The sequence below is a fragment of the Ilumatobacter sp. genome, assembly GCF_041688325.1.
Classification (GTDB): Bacteria; Actinomycetota; Acidimicrobiia; order Acidimicrobiales; family Ilumatobacteraceae; genus Ilumatobacter_A.
On record NZ_JBDNIJ010000101.1, the window covers coordinates 1 to 21,046 of the forward strand.

General features: G+C 61.5%; 22 protein-coding genes. 6 read left to right on the forward strand and 16 right to left on the reverse strand.

The genetic code is table 11. The features are described 5' to 3' along the window. Positions 1–3: 3 nt before the first annotated feature. From prcA to arc, 6 genes are all read right to left on the reverse strand, one after another. Positions 4–681 carry a proteasome subunit alpha gene (prcA, locus tag ACH2EI_RS06680; protein ID WP_395159511.1) on the reverse strand — a complete coding sequence of 226 codons (678 nt, stop codon included), beginning with the start codon at positions 679–681 and terminating at the stop codon, positions 4–6. Continuing rightward, positions 678–1,466 carry a proteasome subunit beta gene (prcB, locus tag ACH2EI_RS06685; RefSeq protein WP_395155560.1) on the reverse strand — a complete coding sequence of 263 codons (789 nt, stop codon included), beginning with the start codon at positions 1,464–1,466 and terminating at the stop codon, positions 678–680. The genes prcA and prcB overlap by 4 nt, the downstream gene beginning before the upstream one ends. 10 nt (positions 1,467–1,476) lie before the next feature. Next, entirely contained in the window at positions 1,477–1,671 is a 195-nt protein-coding gene (locus tag ACH2EI_RS06690) for a ubiquitin-like protein Pup (protein ID WP_395155561.1), read from the reverse strand. A gap of 66 nt (positions 1,672–1,737) precedes the next feature. Continuing rightward, a complete protein-coding gene (gene dop / locus ACH2EI_RS06695) occupies positions 1,738–3,249 on the reverse strand; it encodes a depupylase/deamidase Dop (RefSeq protein ID WP_395155562.1) in 1,512 nt (503 codons plus the stop codon). Between the two features lie 56 nt (positions 3,250–3,305). Further along, positions 3,306–4,517 carry a saccharopine dehydrogenase family protein gene (locus ACH2EI_RS06700; protein WP_395155563.1) on the reverse strand — a complete coding sequence of 404 codons (1,212 nt, stop codon included), beginning with the start codon at positions 4,515–4,517 and terminating at the stop codon, positions 3,306–3,308. A 206-nt stretch (positions 4,518–4,723) separates the two neighbouring features. Next, a complete protein-coding gene (gene arc / locus ACH2EI_RS06705) occupies positions 4,724–6,433 on the reverse strand; it encodes a proteasome ATPase (protein ID WP_395155564.1) in 1,710 nt (569 codons plus the stop codon). A gap of 178 nt (positions 6,434–6,611) precedes the next feature. On the opposite strand from arc, the gene ACH2EI_RS06710 reads away from it, so the two are divergent. Next, the gene (locus ACH2EI_RS06710) at positions 6,612–6,857 is read left to right on the forward strand and encodes a ferredoxin (RefSeq protein ID WP_394942778.1); all 246 of its coding nucleotides are present in this window, start codon (positions 6,612–6,614) and stop codon (positions 6,855–6,857) included. Between the two features lie 277 nt (positions 6,858–7,134). Then, positions 7,135–7,788, forward strand: a complete 654-nt coding sequence (locus ACH2EI_RS06715; RefSeq protein WP_395159513.1) for a TetR/AcrR family transcriptional regulator — start codon at positions 7,135–7,137, stop codon at positions 7,786–7,788. Positions 7,789–7,807: 19 nt separating this feature from the next. Here the strand turns inward: ACH2EI_RS06715 and ACH2EI_RS06720 are convergent, their stop codons facing one another. From ACH2EI_RS06720 to ACH2EI_RS06760, 9 genes are all read right to left on the reverse strand, one after another. After that, positions 7,808–8,611, reverse strand: a complete 804-nt coding sequence (locus ACH2EI_RS06720) for a tRNA (adenine-N1)-methyltransferase (protein WP_395154332.1) — start codon at positions 8,609–8,611, stop codon at positions 7,808–7,810. 188 nt (positions 8,612–8,799) lie between these two features. Continuing rightward, positions 8,800–9,243 carry a hypothetical protein gene (locus ACH2EI_RS06725; RefSeq protein WP_395154333.1) on the reverse strand — a complete coding sequence of 148 codons (444 nt, stop codon included), beginning with the start codon at positions 9,241–9,243 and terminating at the stop codon, positions 8,800–8,802. A gap of 13 nt (positions 9,244–9,256) precedes the next feature. Continuing rightward, positions 9,257–9,484, reverse strand: a complete 228-nt coding sequence (locus tag ACH2EI_RS06730; protein ID WP_395154335.1) for a hypothetical protein — start codon at positions 9,482–9,484, stop codon at positions 9,257–9,259. A gap of 20 nt (positions 9,485–9,504) precedes the next feature. After that, the gene (locus ACH2EI_RS06735) at positions 9,505–9,864 is read right to left on the reverse strand and encodes a heme exporter protein CcmD (protein WP_395154336.1); all 360 of its coding nucleotides are present in this window, start codon (positions 9,862–9,864) and stop codon (positions 9,505–9,507) included. A 58-nt stretch (positions 9,865–9,922) separates the two neighbouring features. Beyond that, positions 9,923–10,546, reverse strand: a complete 624-nt coding sequence (locus ACH2EI_RS06740) for an LON peptidase substrate-binding domain-containing protein (protein ID WP_395154337.1) — start codon at positions 10,544–10,546, stop codon at positions 9,923–9,925. 21 nt (positions 10,547–10,567) lie between these two features. Continuing rightward, entirely contained in the window at positions 10,568–12,091 is a 1,524-nt protein-coding gene (gene dacB / locus ACH2EI_RS06745; protein WP_395154354.1) for a D-alanyl-D-alanine carboxypeptidase/D-alanyl-D-alanine-endopeptidase, read from the reverse strand. A 55-nt stretch (positions 12,092–12,146) separates the two neighbouring features. After that, complete coding sequence (dacB, locus tag ACH2EI_RS06750) at positions 12,147–13,553, reverse strand: D-alanyl-D-alanine carboxypeptidase/D-alanyl-D-alanine-endopeptidase (protein WP_395154338.1); 1,407 nt, start codon at positions 13,551–13,553, stop codon at positions 12,147–12,149. Positions 13,554–13,660: 107 nt separating this feature from the next. Beyond that, positions 13,661–15,826: an acetate--CoA ligase family protein gene (locus ACH2EI_RS06755; RefSeq protein ID WP_395154339.1), complete on the reverse strand. Its 2,166-nt coding sequence runs from the start codon at positions 15,824–15,826 to the stop codon at positions 13,661–13,663. 89 nt (positions 15,827–15,915) lie between these two features. After that, positions 15,916–16,560 (reverse strand): TetR/AcrR family transcriptional regulator, encoded by a 645-nt coding sequence (locus ACH2EI_RS06760; protein WP_395154340.1) that lies wholly within the window; start codon positions 16,558–16,560, stop codon positions 15,916–15,918. Positions 16,561–16,672: 112 nt separating this feature from the next. Between ACH2EI_RS06760 and ACH2EI_RS06765 the strand changes: the two genes are divergently transcribed. Then, the gene (locus ACH2EI_RS06765) at positions 16,673–17,434 is read left to right on the forward strand and encodes a fatty acid desaturase (RefSeq protein WP_395159515.1); all 762 of its coding nucleotides are present in this window, start codon (positions 16,673–16,675) and stop codon (positions 17,432–17,434) included. A gap of 233 nt (positions 17,435–17,667) precedes the next feature. Here the strand turns inward: ACH2EI_RS06765 and sodN are convergent, their stop codons facing one another. After that, the gene (sodN, locus tag ACH2EI_RS06770) at positions 17,668–18,090 is read right to left on the reverse strand and encodes a superoxide dismutase, Ni (protein WP_395154342.1); all 423 of its coding nucleotides are present in this window, start codon (positions 18,088–18,090) and stop codon (positions 17,668–17,670) included. Between the two features lie 113 nt (positions 18,091–18,203). Here sodN and ACH2EI_RS06775 point away from each other — a divergent pair, with 113 nt between their 5' ends. The 3 genes from ACH2EI_RS06775 to tkt form a co-directional block, all read left to right on the forward strand. After that, complete coding sequence (locus ACH2EI_RS06775) at positions 18,204–18,557, forward strand: S26 family signal peptidase (RefSeq protein ID WP_395154343.1); 354 nt, start codon at positions 18,204–18,206, stop codon at positions 18,555–18,557. Positions 18,558–18,613: 56 nt separating this feature from the next. Then, positions 18,614–19,018 (forward strand): hypothetical protein, encoded by a 405-nt coding sequence (locus tag ACH2EI_RS06780; protein ID WP_395154344.1) that lies wholly within the window; start codon positions 18,614–18,616, stop codon positions 19,016–19,018. A gap of 166 nt (positions 19,019–19,184) precedes the next feature. Further along, the coding region (gene tkt / locus ACH2EI_RS06785) for a transketolase (protein ID WP_395159517.1) at positions 19,185–21,046 on the forward strand (1,862 nt) is incomplete at its 3' end.

A 21,046-nucleotide genomic window follows, 5' to 3' on the forward strand; every position in this document is an offset into this window, starting at 1 on the left:
CAGTTAAGCGAGCAGATCGGCGAGGGCTGTGGCGTCGATGCGGGCGAAGCAGCGCCGCTCATTTCCACGCGCCAGCTCCGCCACTTCGAGATCGCCCACTTCGATCTCTCGATCTGGCCCACTCAATGCTGCGAGACCGACACGAATCGCAGCGCCCCGGTCAAGCCCGTCAACAAAGGTTGCGCCGAGCCGACCACGAATTGCTTCGGCATCGCCACCGATCGCTGCGTAGTTGCGTTCGTCGACGACGGTGCCGTCGTAGAGCAAGTGAAACATCTGGTCGCCAGACGCATCGAGGCCAACTTCCGCGACGAGGATTTCGACCTCCATCGGTTTCATCTCGTGGGTGAAGATGTTGCCGAGCATCTGGGCGTAGCTGTTCGCCAGGCTGCGCGCGTCGACATCGTCCCGGGAGTACTGGAAGCCCTTGAGATCAGCAGCGCGCACACCGGCGACACGAAGCTGGTCGAACTCGTTGTACTTGCCGACGCCAGCGAAGGCGATGCGGTCGTAGATTTCCGAGACCTTGCGGAGCGTCTCAGATGCATTCTCGGCGACGATGACGATGCCGTCGTTGTGCCGAACTGCGACCAGGGCGCGTCCTCGCGAGATGCCCTTGCGCGCATAGTCGGCGCGGTCTTTCATCATCTGTTCGGGTGCGACATAAAACGGCTGGCTCATCGGCTACTCACTTCATTGACAATTGCTTCGAATCGAGCGGCAAGATCGGCGTCGTCGACACGATCCCACCCGTCGACATCGATCGCAGCAACAACCGGATAGATGCCGCGGAGTACGTCGGGCCCGCCGGTGGCACTGTCCGCGTCTGATGCCTCCCAGAGCGAGCGGCACGCCAGTTGGATTGCGTCGTCACGGGACAGACCGTCACGGAATCCGACCTTCATCACCGTGCTCGCATGCACGCTCCCTGAACCCGTCGATACGTGATTGCGTTCTTCATATCGACCACCAGTGGCATCGAAATCCCACAGACGACCAACTTCGCGCCGCACGTCATAGCCCGCAAAGATCGGTACAACGACCATGCCCTGCATCGCTGCAGGCAGATTGCCGCGGACCATTGCCGACAGCTGGTTCGCCTTGCCTTCGAGGCTGAGCGACGAACCTTCGACCTTTTCGTAGTGTTCCAACTGCAGCTGGAACATCTTGACCATTTCCATTGCTGGGCCAGCCGCACCGGCGATCGCCACGGCACTGTGCCGATCAGCCTGCACGACCTTCTCCATCGATCGGTGGGAAATGATGTTGCCGGACGTCGCCCGACGGTCCCCCGCCATGACAACGCCACCCTCGTACTTGAGGGCGACACACGTGGTCGCGTGCGGAACCGCGAAACTGGCGCCGATCACGGACCCATTGGTCGCAATGTCTGGCGACATCCCGATGCGCCGGAGGAGTTCAGGAAAGCTCGACCCCGGGTCGTCGCCCGGAGAGAAGAACGGCATCGACACGGGTTTACTGCCCGCCCTTCTGGACGTACGACTTCACGAAGTCCTCAGCGTTGGTTTCCAGCACTTCGTCGATCTCATCGAGTAGATCGTCGATGTCAGCCTTAATTTTGTCACCGGTTTCGGTAACAGCTTCTGCCGCTGTGTCGACATTCTCTTCGGTGTCTTGAGTGGGCTTGGACTTTTGGATCCGTTCGGCCATTTGATGTCTCCCTGATTGCTGCTGCTCGGTGACCGAGCACTGTGTCGAACTGTATTGAACTTTTGGCTACTGGCCCAGTCGATCGAGAAGTTCGCGTGCGGTGTCACACCCGTCGATCAGCGCTGCGACGTGTTCGGCAGTGCCTTTGAGCGGTTCCATCATCGGCACCCGACGGAGGGGGTCGCGCCCGACGTCAAAGACCATCGAGTCCCAATTGGCTGCCACGATCTCGTCCGGAAACTTGTCGAGGCAGGCACCACGGAAGTACGCCCTGGTCGTCCTCGGCGGCGCAGTCATCGCTGCAACTGCCTCGTCCATCGTGACCAGGGTGTCCAATCCGGCCCGATCAGCCAGGCACTTGTCCCGTCGTAAGTCGTGGTACTGCAAGTCAATCGCCTTGAGGCGAGCTGCGCCCGGAGCGAGGCCGTGTCGATCGGCGTATCCCTCAACCAGACGCTTTTTTGCAATCCAGTCAACCCAGTGCCCCATCGAATCGGGATCCGTTTCGAGCCCTTGGAGAACGGTCTCCCATTTCGCCATCACATCGGCACCCACGGCCTCTCCCACCGACTCGAGGCCGTGGTTCTGTGCGTACTTTTGGGCCCGTTCAAACAGGCCCCACTGGATTTCGAGAGCTGTTGCTCGGCTGCCGTCACGCAGCAGGATCGTCTGACGCAGCGACGGATCATGGCTGACCTGGCGAATTGCGGCGACCGGGTTGCCGAGGAGCCAGTCATTACCGAGTTCGTCATCTTCAATCATCGACAGGATGATCGAAGAGGTACCGACCTTCAAGTAGGTGGCGACCTCGCTCATGTTCGCGTCGCCCACGATCACGTGAAGCCGGCGATACTTTTGCGCGTCAGCGTGTGGTTCGTCGCGGGTGTTGATGATCGGCCGTTTGAGCGTGGTTTCGAGGCCGATCTCTTCTTCGAAAAAGTCAGCACGTTGGCTGATCTGGTAACCGATGTCGTCGTTCGGGCGGCCGGGAAGTTCGCAGCCGACCTTCCCGGCACCGCAGAAAATCTGGCGCGTGACGAAGTGCGGCGTGATTTGGCTCGCCATCCGGCCGAACGGCAAATCACGACTCAGCAGGAAATTCTCGTGGCAGCCGTAGCTATTGCCCTTGCCGTCCGAATTGTTCTTGTAAATGATCATTTCGACGCCGCCGGCGTTCTGCGTGTCGCTCGCGAGTACAGCGTTCGCGTGAGTCATCGACGCCCGAATGATCTCGTCGGCAGCACGATCCCAAACGACGGCTTCGCGAGCGTTGGTGACCTCTGGCGTCGAGATCTCGGGGTGCGCGTGATCGACGTAGTAGCGCGCTCCGTTGGTGAGCACGGCGTTGACAAGAGTGGTCTCTACCTCGGGGGCAAACGACTCGTCCATCGATTCACCGCGGGCGTCATTGGAAGGCTGTTCGTCTTCGAAGTCCCAGCCGATTCGGCCACGCTTGCGCGCAAGCGAAGAGATATACGCGTTGATCAACAACGACGACGCTGACACAGGATTGCTGTCGGCGCCACGAACGATGATTCCGTATTCGGTCTCGATGCCGAGCACCTTCGGGAGGGCCATGTCGTCAAGCTACCGGAGGGCGGTGAACTGCTCCGGTCCGTTCGATCAGAACGCCATCAAAGAATTTCAAAGGTCAGGCCCGCATGTTCGACGAGCGAATCGATGTACGGCGCGCCAAGCGCCGTCGCTGGTGTCCAGAATCCGCCTGCAACATCGGAGTCAAGAAGCGCCAATGCGGCCTCGCCGAGCATCTTGGACGTGGAGCCGTATCCGGGATCACGATCGCCGGTCACCTTGGTAATGATTGTGTCGCCAGATGCTGTTGTGCCGTGGAACCTGATGTCGAAGAAACCCGCTTTCTGAGCTTCCGGTGACGGTCCTTCACCGGGCTCCGGGAGGAACTTGCCCAGCACCTTACGCATCGGTCCGACAGACGCTGCGCCCATGAAGCCTCCCATGCCACCACTGAAGCCGAGCGCCTTGACCCGGCCGGCCATACCGTCACCCATCATCATTGCTTCGCCGTACGTGAAGTCGTCGCCCCAGACATGGTCGAGCAGCGAGTGCGTGCGAAAAACCACTCGAGTGTTCGTGCCAGCCATGACGAACGGAGCCAACCAGGAACCGAGGCCATCGTCGTGGACGGGCAGCGTGATGCTCGGCTGGTCCTTGCCCTCGCGATCGCCCTTCACTCCAAGTGCGTACGGGTTGGCGAGCACCTTGCGCAGGCTCGGGTCTGCCGACACCTCTTCCATCATGTTCATCATCGAGGCAACGGTGCCGCCACTTGCGCCACCCTTCATCGCCTTGACGCCCATGCTGATGGTCGTACATGGTGCACCGAACTGCTCGATTGCAGCCCGCTGGGTGTACCAAACGCCGAGGTCGCTTGGCACTGAATCGAACCCGCAGGCGTGGACGATCCGGGCGCCCGTCTCGACGGCGCGCTCCTGGTAACGGTCGATCATGCGCTGCATCCATTGCGGCTCTCCTGTGAGATCGCAGTAGTTGATGCCCGCTTCGGCGACTGCAGCAACCAGCTTCGATCCGTAGAGGGCATACGGCCCAACGGTCGAGATGACGAGCTTTGTGGAGGCGCACAGCGCTGCAATCGCGTGGGCATCATCAGCATCAGCAACGATTCGGGGCACATCGGCACCCGTCGATTCTGCGACAGCGTCGAGCTTCTGCGCGTTCCGGCCTGCGATGGCCCACTTGACAGTCTCGCCGTCACAACCGTGCCGGTCGACGAGATACTTGCAGAGGATCTGGCCGACGAAACTCGTTGCTCCGAAGACCACAATGTCGTGCTTGCGTTGCGCTGCCATGTAAGAACAGTACCCATATCGCACCAAACCAGTCCCTGCTTCTGATGAACAGTCGGTGATGAGGCTCCGAGAAAGTTCTCCAGACCGATGCCGTGATGCGGAAGAAACAACAGGCTCCGGATGTTCCGTTATGGCAAATCAGGCCGAGCGGGATTGAATCAACACCCGAACCGACCGTGTTTGTTAGCCCAATCTTCTGATCCGCCCTACAGGTACTGGCCGGTTTGGGCTCGCTCGATGGCCCGACCGCCAGTTGGGTCGTCAGGAGTCTCTTGGGTGACGAGGGTACGGATGAAGACGATCCGCTCGCCCTTCTTACCGGAGATCTTCGCCCAGTCGTCGGGGTTCGTTGTGTTCGGCAGGTCTTGGTGTTCCTTGTACTCCTGCTTGATCGAGTCGAGCAGATCCTGCGTACGAACGCCCTTCTCGCCGCCGTTGATGACCCGTTTGATGGCGAGTTTCTTGGCCCGGCGCACAATGTTCTCGATCATGGCTCCCGAGCTAAAGTCCTTGTAATACATGACTTCTTTGTCACCATTTTGGTAGGTGACCTCAAGAAACTTGTTGGCCTCATCTTCCTTGTACATCTCGCGGACTGTGGCATCGAGCATTGAGTCGATCGACTCAGACTGGTCAAGCGGGATCTCATTCGTGAGGTACTGAGCGAAGATTGCGCGAGCGCCAATTGCGTTCGGACGCTCGATCTTGATCTTCACGTCGAGGCGGCCCGGGCGCAGGATTGCCGGATCGATCAGGTCCTCACGATTGGTCGCACCGATGACAATCACATTCTTCAGGCCTTCGACGCCATCGATCTCAGCCAGGAGCTGCGGGACGATTGTCGACTCCATATCGGAGCTAATGCCGGTACCGCGGGTGCGGAACATCGAGTCCATCTCATCGAAAAACACGATCACTGGCCAGCCCTCGTCGCTCTTCTCGCGGGCACGCTGGAAGACAAGTCGGATTTGGCGTTCGGTCTCACCGACATATTTATTGAGAAGCTCGGGACCCTTGATGTTGATGAAGTACGAGCGGCCCTTGCCCTCCCCCACCTTTTCGGCGACCTTCTTCGCGAGGCTGTTGGCAACGGCCTTCGCAATCAGCGTCTTGCCGCAACCAGGAGGGCCGTAGAGCAGGATCCCTTTCGGTGCCGGCAGCTGATGCTCGGCGAAGAGGTCGTGGTGGAGGAACGGCAGCTCGACAGCGTCGGCGATCTGTTCGATCTGCTCGTCGAGACCTCCGATATCGGTGTACGAGATGTCGGGAACTTCTTCGAGGAGCAGGTCTTCGACCTCGGGCCGCGGCAGCTTCTCGAGCAGCAAGTTCGAGCGGACGTCGAGACGCATGTGGTCGCCGCTGCGGATGAGCGTGCCGCGCAGGTTGTCGGCCAGCTCACAGACGCGCTCTTCATCGGCGCGCCCCACAACGAGCGCCCTGATGCCGTCTTCCATGACGTTCTTGACCGTCACGACCTCGCCAGTAATCTCTGACGCACGCGACATCACGACGTTGAAGCTCTCGTTCAACACGACCTCGGCGCCGCGGTTCAGCAACTCGTGGTCGATATCGGGGTGGAGCGACACGCGCATCTTGCGGCCGCTCGTGAGTACGTCGACGGTCTGATCGTCGTTCTTGCCAACCACGACGCCGTACGCTGACGGCGGCTGACTCAGCTTGTCGACCTCGTCGCGCAGCGTTGTGATCTGCTCACGGGCCTCGCGGAGTGTGTAGGAGAGCTTCTCGTTCTGACCCACGGCCTGTGCGAGCTGGCCCCTCGTTTCCAGCAGCCGCTCTTCCAGCGAACGCATCCGCTGAGGCGCATCGGACAGCCGACCACGAAGATGCTCGATCTCCTCGCGCAGGCTGGCCACCTGCGCATCGAGGTCAGCGGTCGATTCGTCCGGGCTCGCCATGCTCCGAATGTACACCGAGTGGCTCTCCCCATGCCCGACGCACCGCCACCTTCGGATGCATGTTTACATGTTGCAGTCCGTGTAAAGTCGAGAGGTACATCGGCAGGCCTTCTCAAGGTCTCGCCATCGCCCTCTGAGCGCCAGCTCAAGACCTAATACGAAACGAGAGCCAACTGACATGAAGGTCTGGATCGATCAGGATCTCTGCACCGGCGACGGTCTCTGCGAGGAAATTGCACCCGACGTCTTCACGCTGCTGGACGACGGCCTTGCATATGTCGTCGAAGGCGACAAAATTTTCGCGAAGGCAAAGGGCAACCTCGAAGGCGCTGAGGGCCTCGCCGAATTCCCCGACAAGTTGCTTGACGCTGTTGTCGAATCCGCCGAGGAATGCCCCGGCGAGTGCATCTACATCGAGCCGTAGCGCTCCGCTGCTGCTGAGCAGCACCCAGTTCTTGACGGCCCGCGATCTTCTGATTGCGGGCCGTTGCGCGTGCACCCCTCCACCGCATCGCCTCAAGTTTTGTGTGAGCCATCACGGCGTCGTTTCCTGCAATGGCTCACACAAAACTGGACTGCCCCGTTTGTGTGAGCGATTCCAACGTCGTTTCCTGCAATGGCTCACACAAAACTCGGCTAGCGCGTTTGTGCGAGCGATTGCGGTCCGTTTGGTTGACACGCGTGCAGGTACGATTATTTTGATGGCCGGGGCGACGCAGAATCAGAAGGAACCCCGCCAGCGTTATGCCCGAGGTGAGGGAGCCAAGCTCCGCGTTGACCTGCTCGAAGCTGCTGCTGAGCTGATGGCAACACACGAGTCGATTGAGGCGATCTCGCTGCGTGCAGTCGCCCGCCGGGCCGGCGTCTCCCCGACGGCGGTCTATCGCCACTTCGACGATCACCTCGACTTGCTCGCTCAGGCCGTCGACTACTGCTGGACCAACTTTCGCGACGCGATGCAGCAGGGCAAAGACAGCTCAGCCGATCCGTTCGTCGCCTTCCGCAACACAGGATTGAACTACATCGAGTTCGCCATGCGCCACCGTGGGCAGTACCGGGTGATCTTCGCGAACCGCCTCGACCTTGGCCTCAAACCGAATACTTCGGCAGTTGAGGCGTTCGACATTCTTGTCGACCTCATCGCACAGGTGCTCGAAGCAAACGCCGACGACCGTGTCGCCTTCGACGTTGCCATTCAGGCGCACACGTGGATCCACGGCATCGTCGACCTGGTCGGCGGCAATCCAGCGATGCCCTGGCCCGACACCGAGACGATGCTCGACGGCCTCGGCGAATCTCTTCGACTCATCCCTGCTCCCTCGGCAATCTGTCACACCGAGGTCAGCTCGGTGTGACAGATTGCCGAGGTGACAATCAGGCGATGAGCTTCGGGCCGCGTTCGCTCTTGCCCAGGAACCGAGCAATGGTCAGGAACGCTGTATGGGCGACCATGCGATGGTCGGGCCGCACAGCCTGTCCTTCAATGTGCCAGCCACGATGCAAGACCTCAAGCGTGCGAGCGTCGATCCACCTCCCCTTCAAGGCTTCGCGGACCTTGGCAGCCTGCGTGATCGACGGCGTGTATGCGACGAGGATCCCACCGGCGCGCAGTGCCGACTCGGCGTGCGGCACGACGTTCCACGGCTCAGGGATGTCAAGCACCACGCGGTCGAACGGTCCATGCGCGGGGTCGATCGGCTCGTAAGCATCTCGAATGTGGATGTCATAACGGGACATCGCTTCGGTTCCGAGAAAGCTCTCGACGTTTTTCTTGGCACGATTCGCGAAGTCTTCACGTAGTTCATAGCCGACGATCTCGGCGCCGTAGCGGAGCATCGTCATCGACAACGCTCCTGAGCCGATACCGGTCTCGAAGACCTTCACGCCCGGGCCAATGTCGGCCAACATGCAGATGGGTCCGAGGTCTTTCGGGTAGATGACTTGTGCGCCGCGGGGCATCTCGACGACAAAATCCTCGAGCGTTGGGCGGATGACGATGTATTCCGACCCCTTCGTCGAGTTCACGAAGACGCCTTCGGGATTGCCGATGATCTGGCTGTGCGAAACGAAGCCGTTGTGGCTGTGGAATTCGCCATCGTCGGCGAGGTCAATCATGTAACGGCGCTTCTTGCTGTCGAGCAGCAACGCCTTTTCGCCCACGGCGAAGAGTCCAGTCATCAATCAGATCCAGTGCTTGTCAGTGTCGTCGACGACGTTGCTTGAGCACCATCTCGACAGGAACGGCCTCATGTGTACCCGACTTCTCGAGCAATCGGCAGAACGCGTCCACATCTCGGTCGGTCGGTGCGCCGAACGGATTCTGGAGTGCTCGATCTCCCACTTCGGATTCCGGAGCAACACGCGTATCAGTTCGCTCGCTGAGCGGCCTTCTTCTGGGCACGCGACATCTGCGCACGATCGGCCTTGCGGCGATCAACGGCAGCCATTGTTGCAGTCTTCTGGGCGCGCTTGACGATCTTACGCTTCGGCTTGGCAGCAGCTTTGCGTGCCCAAGAATCAGCGACGTCAGCGCTCGCCTGCGCCTTGAGCCCAGCCTTGGTCAGGCCAAGTGCCTTGCTCTGCTTTGCCGTCATCGGCTTGTCGTTGAGCACGTTGACGAACGAGTTGAACCCGACCTTCTGCTTGGCAATCGCCTCCGGATTCTTGCCGAAGAACTTCTTGATTGAGCCACGCCCGAAGACGACCGCACCGATGATTTTCCAGAACGTGCTCGGCCCGAGGAATCCGGACGAGATCGCTGTACGCCGAATGATGACGGACGGGCGGAGCGCGCGAGGCAGCAGAGCCATCAAGACACCGCCATCAGACGCGGCGGATCTCGACGATTGCGCTCTTTTTCTTGCCTGAGCGCTTGCCCAGAAGGAAGAAGATGATCAGAAGGACCATGCCGCCGCCCGCTGCAATGCTGGCGATGGAGGTCTTTTTGTCGTCAACTTTGCCCTGCACATCGCCCTGGAGACCCTGCAGCTTGCCGCGCAGGTCGTCAGGAGTGATCGTCTTGGGTGTTACGGGGGTGCTCTTCTTTGCCATGATGACGGTTCCGGCTTCTCTCAGGACTTCTTCGGGAGGGGCTCTTTGTTCAGCGTGGCCTTCTTGATCCGCAGGATCGTGAGGAAGAGCAACGCCACTGTGACAATCAAGGTGAATCCGTACGCCGACCAGGACCAAGCGCCGCCGGTCGTCCAGCTGATCTCAGCCTGGAAGAGCCGGAGTAAACCAAGCATCAGCAAGAGCAGTCCGAGACCCAACGCAAAGGCCCCGGCAACGCCGTAGAACAGCCAGGAGCCAGCGCCCTTCAGCGGACCAAGCGTCTCCTGCTTTGCGTAGGCCTTGACAAACTCAATCACCTCACCAAGCGAGGCATCGTCTTGCTTGCGGGGTGGTTTCGTCGCGTCAATGCTGTCTGGCACGGATCAGGTTCTATCAGATCAGCGGGTGATTCAAGCCATGCACTCAGGTCAGCACAGGTCAGGTCAGGCGGAATTTGAGCATGGCCTCGACGTCATCGAGGACTTCATCGAGTATGTCGAGCCGTGCCGCTGGCCCAGAAGCGCACAACAGTCGATAACGATCGGCCGGTCCAATCGGTGCCAACGACGCCAAATGATACGTGGCGACGAGCGGATCATCGGAGATTTCGGATTCAGCAAGATCAAGTGGCACGTCGCCCAACTCGGCAGCGAGCGCCAGCGCTGCCCGAACTCGAGCGTGCGACGCAGCGACGTCCAATGCCAGCGTCGGCGGGTCGGGGTCTTCGTCTGGCCAGTCGTCGACGTCGGCAAGCGGATACGGCTCATCGGGGAGCCAGGCGTTTATTCGGATCCGTCTGGTGCCGACGGTGACCATCGAATAGCGCTCTTGATCGAGGGCATCGACGTTGATCATCTGGGCAATCGTGCCCACCATGGAACGCTCATCGCCGCCGCCAGCTTCGGATCCGTGCGTAATCAGTGCCTGACCGAACTCTGGTTCACCATCCTGTTGGAGGCAGTGGACCACCATCTCGCGATATCGCGGTTCGAAGACATGCAAGGGAAGAACGCCACCCGGCAGCAAGACCATGCCGAGCGGGAACATCGGGATCACCGCCATCCGCTCACCCTTCCACGCCAGTCAGCGAGGCGCCAGTTCAGCGGCGTCGGGACCGGCTGGATAGCTGTCGAATCGTTCTGCGAACACCTGCCAGAGCGAGGCGTATGTTTCATCGGCAATCTCGTTGTCGTTGAGGATCAGCACAAACTCAAGAGTGTCCCCGTTCCCCGCATCCACGTACCCGGCGAGCGCCTTCGATGCGAGGGGAGGCTCATCGACGGGCGGATTGCCGAGCGTTCCGGTTTTGGCGAAGAGCTTCCCGACCAACGGTGAGGTGAGAAATTCGCTGCGGAGCGTTCCTGTGTCGCCTGCAATCGGGAGCCCGGTCGCCACGGCACTGCCGCGGACGCGTTGCAGCACTTGGAGCATTGCTTGGCAGGTGACGGTGTTCTGCGGATGAAGCCCCGAGCCATCGAGTAACCGGACTCCATCGAGGTGAATACCCCACTCGGCAAGCGTTCGATCGATGACCCCGAGCCCTGCGGCCCGGGTGCCCTGCCCCGAGTCGGCGACCCCGAGTTCTTTGAGCAACATCTCGGCGGTGTTGTTGTCGCTGTTGATCAACATCTCGTTCACAATGTCGCTGAGTGGCGCTGACGTCACTGTGCCGATGACCGTGACCAGCGTCGATGCCTGGCCGCTGCCCCACCCGTTGTTGACCCGCACGCCGCGGTTGCTGAGCAACCTCGCCAGCTCGCGTGCAGCGGCACTGTTCGGGTCGTCTTGCGTACCGCTTCGGTCGCGGACGCGCGAGTCATTGACCAACAGCGCGTCGTACGGGCCAGCATCGTTGAAGGCGACGCCATCACCCCACCCCTCAACCACGAACTCATCGTCGTAGCGCGATCCATCGCCGATGACCCTGCCGTTGATCCGCTCAACACCGTTGGCAACGAACGCATCGGCGAGCACATCAAGCGACGTCGTGTTGAACGCCGGAAACGAGTCGTTTTCGATCGAGTAATCGTCGGCGGTCAGGAGCGGATCGCCGCCACCGACCAGGAACACATCGCCGTCGACCACGCCATCGACAACAGGCGGGATACGGACAGTCGTCGCGAACGTGTAATCGGAGCCAAGCACCTCGAGCGCCACTGCAGCAAGAACGAGCTTGAGGGTGCTCGCAGGGACCACAGGAAGTTCGCCTTGGTACATCGTGACGTCGACCCCGTTGGCCGAGACAGCGAAGCATGATGTCGGGTTCAGAAATCCGAAAAGCGGCTTGATGTTCTCTGCGAGCCGATTGGCGTCCGCAAGGTCAGCGACGGGCTCGGGCATCCGGCGATAGTCGAACAGCGACGTGCTCAACACAGCGCGCTGAGCTGCTGTGGCAATCGAGCGCGCCGATGAGTCAACAGGACCGCTGCTACCACCCTCTTCGAGTTCGGCGACCGCAGCACGACTGTTGTCGTACCGGTCAGCCTCAGCGTCGAGCCATTGCCGCCCAACCAGCAGCCCAACTGCCGGAACGATGGCCAGTCCAACGAGGAGGAACAATGGTGCGCGCCGGTAACGCAGTGGTGACGCCACCACATCGACCCGCATGTTCACGACTGCTGTCCATCTCGGAAAATCAGTTGGCATGAAGCGCCCCGATACATCAGCGAGGACCCAGCTGGGCGGGGCTGGCACCCGACGGGTAGGTGTCGAGGGCCTCGGCCAGGCCATTCCAGATCGGCCGATACTCACTCTGATCAGAAATGGTTGGTCCGTTGAGTATGAGCGAGTACTCGACTGCCGTACCGCCCTCGACCGGCAAAAATCCGGACAGCGCCTTCACTGCTGGCGGATCGGCGTTGAATGGCGGGTTGTTGAGCGTGCCGGTCTTGCCCATCAATCGTCCTGCGACCGATTGGTTGGTAAAAATGTCGCGCAGCGTGCCAGTCTCACCGGCAATCGGCAAACCCAAGCCGAGCGCAGACGACGGGCCGTGTCGCTGCAGCACAGCAAGAATCGCAGCGCACGTCAACCTGTTATCAAGGCTCAAGCCGGACCCATCGGACAGCACGATGTTGGTGGTGTCGAGACCCCACTCATCAAGCTTGGCAGCCATTACTCGCGCACCGGCTTCTCGGGAACCAATCCCTTCACCGACGAGCCCGATTTCCTTCATCAACAACTCGGCGGTGTTGTTGTCGCTGTTCGCCAACATCTCGGCGATGATCTCAGCGACCGGCGCAGATTCGATCGATGCGATGACGGTTGCCTCGGGCGTCGCCCGACCAGATGACGCTTCGCCTTCGATCGCTATGCCGCGCTCCTGCAACATTCGAGTGAACTCACGTGCCCCGCCTTCGTTCGGGTCACTGGCGCGTTGGTCGTCGTTGAGTACTCGACTGTCGTTGACCATCAAGGCGTCGTACGGACCGGCTTCGAGGCCGGCCACCCCAACGCCCCAGCCGGGTGCAAAAAACTCGTCGTCATAGCGGCTGCCGTCGCCGACCACGCCACCGGAAATTTGGGTGATTCCGGCGTCTCGCACCGCATCTGCCAAGGTGTCGAGCGATGTCGGTGACAGCACGGCGTACCGCTCGAGATTCGACGTCGGGTACCAGTCAGAAGACAGCAGCGGGTCGCCCCCGCCGACGAGGAAGAGGTCGCCGTTGATGACGCCATCGACCGGCGCCGCTGCAGCCGACACCGAGGTTGTCAAACGAGTCTCGGTACCGAGCACATCGAGCGCCGCTGCTGCGATGACCAACTTCTGGTTGCTCGCAGGGATCACAGCGAGGTCGGGGTTGCGTGCCCCGATGAGAATGCCATCGACCGAGACCGCTGCACAGGATCGATCGTTCAACGTAGCGAGGAACGGAACCACGGCCTGCTCAAAGTCAGAGATGTTGAGCTCACGTGACAACACCGTCGGGAAACGGCGAAACGAGAGCATCGACGTCGACAGCGCCGCAGGCGGCGGCGGTGGCGCAACCAGCGTGCTCGGCGGCGGCGGCGCCGGTTCGTTCTCATCGACGGTGCCTTCGGCCCAGTTGAAGAGAACAAAGAGCCCCACTGCCGGAATCAGGGCGAACACCCCGAGTACCAATAGTGGGCCGGGCCCGCGCTCACGCTTGGATCGCCTCGTCGCTGGTCGCCGAGCACCCGACGGGATCGGTCGATTCACCGACCGCGCGCCTGTCGAAACGCCTGATGCCTCACCATGTGGCCGAGTACCGTGACGGCCTGGCCGCCGCTCGAGTAGCAGAGCCGGCCCGTTGCCCGAACGGTTGCGGGCCCGGCGTTATCAGGATCGGCCAACGCCAGTTCGGTACAGGTGAGAATCGGCTTGCCTGTCGAAACGCTCAGCTCGTGGGCGGCCTCGGCGAAACGGGCGTCTTGACGCTCGTGGTAGCCAACGATCCGTTCGATCCCGTGGTCCGGGAAGAACTTGCCTTCGCGCATCATCCGTGCCTGGTTCGACTGGATTCCCAGGCCGAGGTAGATGATCGAGTGAACTTCGGGATGGTTTGCACACAGCGCCATCACATCGGGCACCGTGTCACGTGTTTCACCGCCGGCACAGTCGATCGGATTGTTTTTACTCCAGCGCGGCGGAAGCAGTTCGTCGATGGCCGCTTCGAGATCGGCTGGAATGCCCATCAGGTTCAGATCGCGGTCACGAGTGATTGCATCTGCGGTCACCACGCCCCAGCCGCCGACGGTTGTGAGAACCAACACATTTGGCCCAGCGGGGAGCGGCTGGGTCGCGAACGTTGCTGCGGTGTCAAACGCTTCCGTGACGGTCGCTGCCCTGGTGATCCCAGCGCTGCGGCACGCGCCGTCAAAGATCTTGTCGTCGGCGGCCAATGCTCCGGTGTGACTGGCGGCAGCCTGCGCACCGCCTTCGGTCGCTCCACCCTTGACGAGCACGAGTGGCTTGCGCGCTGCCGCTCCGGCGAGGCGCTCCATCAAACCTTTGCCGTCGTTGATGCCTTCGACGTACGCGAGCCCAACGGTCGTTGCATCGTCGTCGGCATACCAATCGAGGTAGTCGGCAACGCTGACCGCGGCAGCATTACCCGCCGAGATCGCGCGGCTGATACCGACACCTGACGCCCGAGACATATTGAGGAACGTCGACACGAAGTTGCCGCTCTGGCTCGCGACGCCAATGCCTCCGGCTGGCGGGTTGGGCGCCACGATCTGAGCGCAGAGGTTGACCGGAGTACTCACGACCCCCTGGCCATTCGGCCCGGCGAGCAAGATGCCAAGTTCGTCGGCCAGCGCCACGAGCGCATTTTCAGCCTCTTGGCCTGCTTCGTCTGACTCGCCGTACCCGGCTGAAGTGAGGAAGGCAGCACCGATCCCCTTGGCCGCGCACGCCCGGAGGAGATCGGGGTTGGTCGACGCGGGGGTACAGACGAAGACGAGGTCGGCTGCGCCGTCAGGAATGTCAGCGATGTCAGCAACCGTTTGGATACCGAGCACTTCCTCGGCCTTCAGGTTCGTCCCGAAGACCGCTCCGGAATACCCGGACGCCAAGATGTTGTGCAGCGACACGAACCCAAACTTGCCAGGGTGCGTGGATGCACCGGACACCACGACGCCCTTCGGTTCGAACAGCGCTTGGAACTGCTCATTGCTCGGTCGAGGCCGCAGCGCTGCCCGCGTGGTCGACGGTGTCGCCAGCTCGACGAGAGCGTCGACGGCAACAAGCGCGCCGCTCGGCTCGACGATCAGTGGGTTGATGTCGACACTCGCAACATCGTCACGGTCTACGGCCAGGCGTCCCAACCCAACGAGTACTGCCGTCAGTTGTGCAAGGTCGACTGCTGCCTCGCCTCGGAAGTCACCGAGCAACTTCTGCGTTGCGAGATCGCGGATCATGTCGGCGGCAGTCTGTTCGTCGAGCGGCGCCGGACGGAAAACGACGTCCGCCACAGCCTCGGCGAGGATGCCGCCGACACCGAGCATCACGGTCGGACCAAACTGTTCGTCGCGGATCACACCGGCAATCAGTTCGCGGTTGCCCGAGATCATGGGAGCCACGAGCACGGTCACGTCACCGTCTTCAGGTCGTGCCGCTCCGAGCAATTCTGCCGCAGCAGCCTCGACCGCAGAGCGATCTGCGAGGCGTAAGCGAACGAGCCCACGTTCGGTCTTGTGTGCGATGGCGGCGCCGTTCAGCTTGGCCACGACGGGATAACCGAGCGCATCGGCGGCATCGCCTGCCTCGGCGGCTGAGGCAACGAAACGCTCCGCAGCGATGGGGATGCCGTATTCGGCGAGCAACGTCTTGCTCGCCTGTTCGGACAGGGTGGTGGAATCGTATGCGTCGGAGGCCATCAGTCGGCCACCGTAGTTTCGCCAGCCTCTCCGTTCGGGGCTCCCCGCCGGAAATCACACGTGCGCTGGGATCGCGGCGCACCATCTGGTTATGCGGGGACGAGCGCCGCCTGGAAGAACTCGATGATGTGCGCGCTCCGTCGGTCGAGCGCGCCCGACGACAGCGGGTTCTCATCGAGTAAGCCCTCGAGGAACGGAGCATCGGAAAAGTAGCTGAGCAATGCGCCGTATCCGGTCAGCAACAACTGCTCGGCGTTCTGCTGGCGGAACGTTCCGGCATCCATCTCCCGGCGGAAGTAGTCGGCGGCCTCGTCGAACATTGGTCGAAGCACCGCAGCGAGGTCGATACCGAGGTGGACGCCACCGTCGATTGCCTCGCGCCGCATGAGGATCACGTAGTTCGGGTTGTCCGCAAAGAATCCAAATCCGGCGCGCAACACGCCTTCGACCTTCTTCCAACCTGACGCCGGCACATCGATCGCACCGATGAGCCGCGCGAACCAGTCGCTGAGCAGCCGTTCGAAGACCTCCCCGTACAGCGCTTCCTTCGAGGCGAAATGGTGCAGCAGACTGGGCCTGCGGATGCCAACCTCTGCCGCAATGTCATTCAGCGATGTGCCGCTGTATCCGGCATATGCGAAGCACACCAGCGACGCGTCGAGAATCTGGTCGCGCGTCGACCGCTCGACACCGGCACCAACAGGAACCGCTTCGGTGATCGCGTGACTCGACATGCAAGCTGCAATCTAGCTGCTCAGTCGGCGAGGTGACCGGCCGAATGCGGCGCCGACACGAAGAGGTCGGCTCGACCTACCTACCGGTCGGTAGGGCTGCTACGGTCCGGTAATGCGTACTGTTCTACTGGGTGGCGGCGTTGGTCTTGGACTCACGTTGGTCGCCAATTTGTGTACGACCGTCTATTTGCATCGGGCGCTCGCGCACCGTGCGGTAACGATCGCCGCGCCGGTCGCGCACGTCTTTCGCTTCGTACTGTGGCTGTCGACAGGCATCTGCCCTCGCCAATGGGTTGCAGTCCATCGGAAGCACCACGCCTTTACTGATGTCGAGGGCGATCCGCACTCCCCCGTGCTGCACGGCTGGGTCAAGGTCCAGATTCAGAACTACTTCATGTACCGGCGCGAGGCGAACAACCCAGACACTGTGGCTCGATATGCGAAAGACATGCCTCCGACTCGCCTCGACCGCTGGGCCTACGACCGCCCACTCCTGGGCCTCGGCCTCGGCATCGCAATCACGGTGAACGTGTTCGGATGGCAGGTGGGGCTGCTGGCTTCGTTCCTCCACTTGAACTTCTACATCGGTGGCTCGGCGGCGGTCAACGCAATCGGCCACCACTTCGGCCGCCGCCCCTACAACAACGGAGCCGGCAACCTGCAATGGCTCGCCTTTCTCACCGCAGGCGAAGGCTTGCACAACAACCATCATGCAGCGCCGACGTCGGCTCGACTCTCGCACCGCTGGTTCGAGATCGATCCCGGCTGGTGGCTGATTAAGGTGCTCAGCTGGGTCGGCTTGGCGAAGATCCGGCTCAGTGAACTCAAGCTTGCAGCTGATCAACTCCGGACCAAAGCCCAGCAACCAGCCTGACGAGCGAATCCAGGCCGGGCCACCTCGCAATCTGGCCCGACCCGACCCCACCCCACCCAAAACCGAGACCGTTCTGCCTCAGCAGCGCGCAGTAATGGTCTCCATTTTGGGAGATGGGGGTCAGATTGGGGAGACGTGGGCCGAAAACGACGAAAGCCGCCGCTCCCATTTCGGAAGCAGCGACTCTCGACTTTGCATCATGTAACGCCGCAGTCGGCGAAGCGGGCCGAAATTCAGGCTGGAGGGTAGACGCCCATTCCAGCAGCCTTCTCGGTGCTCCAGAAAATTGTGGCAATTTCGTCGATGTAGTCGACGAGCTGCTGGCTCGCAGCCGGGTCCATCGACTTCTTGGCCTCGCCACCCTGGTGAACGGCCTTCCAGAAGAGCTCGTGGAGACCAGGGTTGGCGGCGAAGTGGTCCGGCGCGAAGAAGTCGGCCCACAGCACCATCAGGTGATGCTTGGCGTTCTCGGCCTGCTGTTCCTTGACCGAGATGCAACGGGCGCGAAAGACCTCGTCGTCGGACTCGGCGTACTTCTTGGCAGTCTTGACGCACGAGAGTGCGGCAATCTTGGCCTCGGCGGGGTCATAGACGCCGCAGTAGAGATCACAGTGCGCGTGAGCGACTGTGGAGGAAGCAAAAAGCTTGGCGAACATGGGTGTCTCCTAGGGGTTTGGGAGGTGGGAACACATCAAGCGTACCCAGAATCAGTGAGTCAAAACATACACTGCGCCATCGACACTGGGCAGAGACCAGAGCCAAAAATCACATGCCGCCCCGCATCCACCAAATCGTCCCTCAGCTCATCCATCAAATCGTCCACCAACTCGTCCCTCGTCGATTTCTGACCGCCGACCGCTCGATGGAGCCGACACTCGTCGACGGACAGGGCCTCATCGGTGTCCAGTGGGGGCGGCCAGCAGTCGGCCAACTCCGGACGTTCGAACATCCCGATCGCGCCGGGTTTTGGCTCGTCAAGCGAGTGACTGCTGTCAGCGGTGACTCAATGATCGTCGAGTCCGACAACCCCCACGTTGGTGCAGTGGACTCACATCATTTCGGGCCGGTCAACGTCGCAGGTTCCTATCGGATCGTGGTCCGCGTCCCACGGCGCTGGATGTAGGCCCGATCGTCAGTCTGCGGTGCAGCGGGCTTGGTCTGGCTCCTACGATGAGTGTCATGCAGATCGTTTCATCGCTCTTCGTCGAGAACTTCGAAATGCGGGAGGCGCCAGGCCCGTCAACTCGAATCGACATCACCGGAGCAATGTTCTCGATGGCCGCTCCATCGCCAGCACCACTCACCATTTCGCCGCACCTGGTCGCCCTCATCTTTTGCCCTGAAGGCGAATCAGGTAACGGCGTGTTTGAAGTTGTGTTCCGCAACGGCGTCGAGGAAGACAGCGAGCAACTCGCCCGCAACGTCAGCCCCTTTACCGTCGAGCCGAGCAAGTTCACGTACCGGCTCGTCAAGGGCGAGCTCGACTTCGACAGCTACAAGCAGATTTTCGCGCACTGTCGCGTGAACAAAGAACCTTGGCACCTCGTCCCCTTCACCCTCCTCCCCCCAGTCGAGTCAGATTGATCGATCACTGCGTTGCGAGGCTGTGTCCTCGACCAATCTGAACCGGACTGGATTGTTTTTCATTCGCGACGGCCTGCTGGCGTTCCCTGACGGGTTCTGGCCCATGTCGGTGTGAAATGGCAGTGATTCTGAACGGTTCTCCCGACGGTCGACTACTGTCGCCCGCGTGTCGCTGACTGCTGAACAAGACGCCAACGCCATCTCCCTCGTACGGGGCATGTCGATGGATGGACCACTCGCCGCGAACAGCGGCCACCAGGGCACGGGCATGGCGCTCGCTCCCTTGGGCCACACCCTGTACAGCAGGGTGATGAAGCACGATCCTGCCGATCCGTTGTGGCCCGACCGTGACCGGTTCATCCTGTCCGGCGGACACGTATCGATTCTTCAGTATTCGATGCTTTTCCTGTCCGGCTACGGCCTCGAACTCGACGACCTCAAGCAGTTCCGTCAGTGGGATTCGCTCACGCCCGGTCACCCCGAAGTTGGCCACACCGCTGGCGTCGAAGTCACCACCGGCCCACTCGGCCAGGGCTTCGCCAATGCCGTCGGCATGGCGATCGCTGAAGCAAACCTGCGGGCCCGCTTCGGTCCCGAGGCAATGAACCATCACACCTTCGTGGTCGTTGGCGACGGCTGCCTGATGGAAGGTGTCAGCCACGAGGCTGCCTCGTGGGCTGGTCACCTCGGACTCGGCCACCTCGTCTGCATTTTCGACGACAACAAAATCACCATCGATGGTGAGACCAATCTCACGGTCAACGAAGACACCGCAGCCCGCTTCCGTGCCTACGGCTGGGACGTGCAGGAAGTCGGCGATATCAGCAACGACGTCGATGCACTCGAAGCCGCTCTCAACGCGGCGAAGGCCACACCCCAGCCGACGCTCATCATGCTGCGGACCCACATCGGCTATCCCTCCCCCGATCACGTCGATACGAACCACGCCCACGGCAATCCGTTCAAGCCTGACGACGTCACCCGCACCAAAGAGGCGATGGGGATTCCGGACGAGCCGTTCTGGGCGCCCGACGATCTCGTTGCCGCCTATCGCTCCGACGCCGCCGGACGCGGTACTGCGGCGAACGCAGCATGGAAGACGGCGGCAGCGAGCGTCACGTCGAATCCCGAGTGGCAAGCGGCGTGGGGCCAGACCGGCCTTGCCGGTTGGAACGCCGACCTCCCGACCTACGAGCAGGGCGATTCGGTCGCCACTCGCAACGCCATCCAGAAGGCACTCGACTCGACCTTTGCCAATCTGCCGGGGCTGATGAGTGGCTCAGCCGACCTCAAGGGCAGCAACGGTGTTGCCCTTGGCGAGTCAACGCCGTTCGCCTCAGGCAACGAAGCTGGCCGTTACCTGCACTTCGGTGTCCGCGAGCACGCGATGGGCGCAACCGCCGTCGGAATGTCGGCGCACGGCGGAGTCCTGCCGGTCACAGCAACATTCTTCGTCTTCGCCGATTACATGCGCCCGCCGATCCGCCTCGCGGCGCTCACCGGCGCCAAGGTCTGCTTCGTCTTCACGCATGACTCGGTCGGCGTCGGCGAAGACGGCCCGACCCACCAGCCGGTCGAACAGCTTGCCTCGCTCCGCTCGATGCCCGGTCTACACGTCGTCCGTCCGGCCGACGGGAACGAGACCATCCAGGCTTGGGCCGACGCTGTCGACCACGACGGCCCGACCGTGCTGGTGCTGAGCCGACAGAACATCGTCGTCACCACCGACGGCAGAGCCGTCGCCAGGGGCGCTGGCATTGTGCGCTCCGCTGTCAACCCGCAGGTCGTGCTGGTCGGTACCGGCAGCGAAGTCTCGCTGTGTGTCGAAGCCGCGGCCAAGCTTGGCGAGCAGGGCGTGCGTGCACAGGTGGTCTCGATGCCCAGCTGGGATCGTTTCGACGAACAGGATGCCGATCACAAGGCAACGGTCTTCCCGGCGGGCGTCCCCGTGGTTTCAGTCGAAGCCGGGGTCACCTTCGGCTGGTCGAAGTACGCCGATGTAACAGTCGGCATCGACCGTTTCGGTGC

Bases quoted from the DNA above. Each gene is read 5' to 3' on its own strand.
- ACH2EI_RS06775 (WP_395154343.1), top strand. From the start codon at position 18,204: ATGCCGCCCCGCATCCACCAAATCGTCCCTCAGCTCATCCATCAAATC.
- prcB (WP_395155560.1), bottom strand. From the start codon at position 1,466: ATGCCGTTCTTCTCTCCGGGCGACGACCCGGGGTCGAGCTTTCCTGAA.
- dacB (WP_395154354.1), bottom strand. From the start codon at position 12,091: ATGCGGGTCGATGTGGTGGCGTCACCACTGCGTTACCGGCGCGCACCA.
- ACH2EI_RS06715 (WP_395159513.1), top strand. From the start codon at position 7,135: ATGGCCGGGGCGACGCAGAATCAGAAGGAACCCCGCCAGCGTTATGCC.
- ACH2EI_RS06755 (WP_395154339.1), bottom strand. From the start codon at position 15,826: ATGGCCTCCGACGCATACGATTCCACCACCCTGTCCGAACAGGCGAGC.
- ACH2EI_RS06760 (WP_395154340.1), bottom strand. From the start codon at position 16,560: ATGTCGAGTCACGCGATCACCGAAGCGGTTCCTGTTGGTGCCGGTGTC.
- ACH2EI_RS06725 (WP_395154333.1), bottom strand. From the start codon at position 9,243: ATGGCTCTGCTGCCTCGCGCGCTCCGCCCGTCCGTCATCATTCGGCGT.
- ACH2EI_RS06740 (WP_395154337.1), bottom strand. From the start codon at position 10,546: ATGGCGGTGATCCCGATGTTCCCGCTCGGCATGGTCTTGCTGCCGGGT.
- arc (WP_395155564.1), bottom strand. From the start codon at position 6,433: ATGGCGAGCCCGGACGAATCGACCGCTGACCTCGATGCGCAGGTGGCC.
- ACH2EI_RS06780 (WP_395154344.1), top strand. From the start codon at position 18,614: ATGCAGATCGTTTCATCGCTCTTCGTCGAGAACTTCGAAATGCGGGAG.
- prcA (WP_395159511.1), bottom strand. From the start codon at position 681: ATGAGCCAGCCGTTTTATGTCGCACCCGAACAGATGATGAAAGACCGC.
- ACH2EI_RS06690 (WP_395155561.1), bottom strand. From the start codon at position 1,671: ATGGCCGAACGGATCCAAAAGTCCAAGCCCACTCAAGACACCGAAGAG.
- sodN (WP_395154342.1), bottom strand. From the start codon at position 18,090: ATGTTCGCCAAGCTTTTTGCTTCCTCCACAGTCGCTCACGCGCACTGT.
- ACH2EI_RS06720 (WP_395154332.1), bottom strand. From the start codon at position 8,611: ATGACTGGACTCTTCGCCGTGGGCGAAAAGGCGTTGCTGCTCGACAGC.
- dop (WP_395155562.1), bottom strand. From the start codon at position 3,249: ATGGCCCTCCCGAAGGTGCTCGGCATCGAGACCGAATACGGAATCATC.
- ACH2EI_RS06765 (WP_395159515.1), top strand. From the start codon at position 16,673: ATGCGTACTGTTCTACTGGGTGGCGGCGTTGGTCTTGGACTCACGTTG.
- ACH2EI_RS06710 (WP_394942778.1), top strand. From the start codon at position 6,612: ATGAAGGTCTGGATCGATCAGGATCTCTGCACCGGCGACGGTCTCTGC.
- ACH2EI_RS06700 (WP_395155563.1), bottom strand. From the start codon at position 4,517: ATGGCAGCGCAACGCAAGCACGACATTGTGGTCTTCGGAGCAACGAGT.
- ACH2EI_RS06730 (WP_395154335.1), bottom strand. From the start codon at position 9,484: ATGGCAAAGAAGAGCACCCCCGTAACACCCAAGACGATCACTCCTGAC.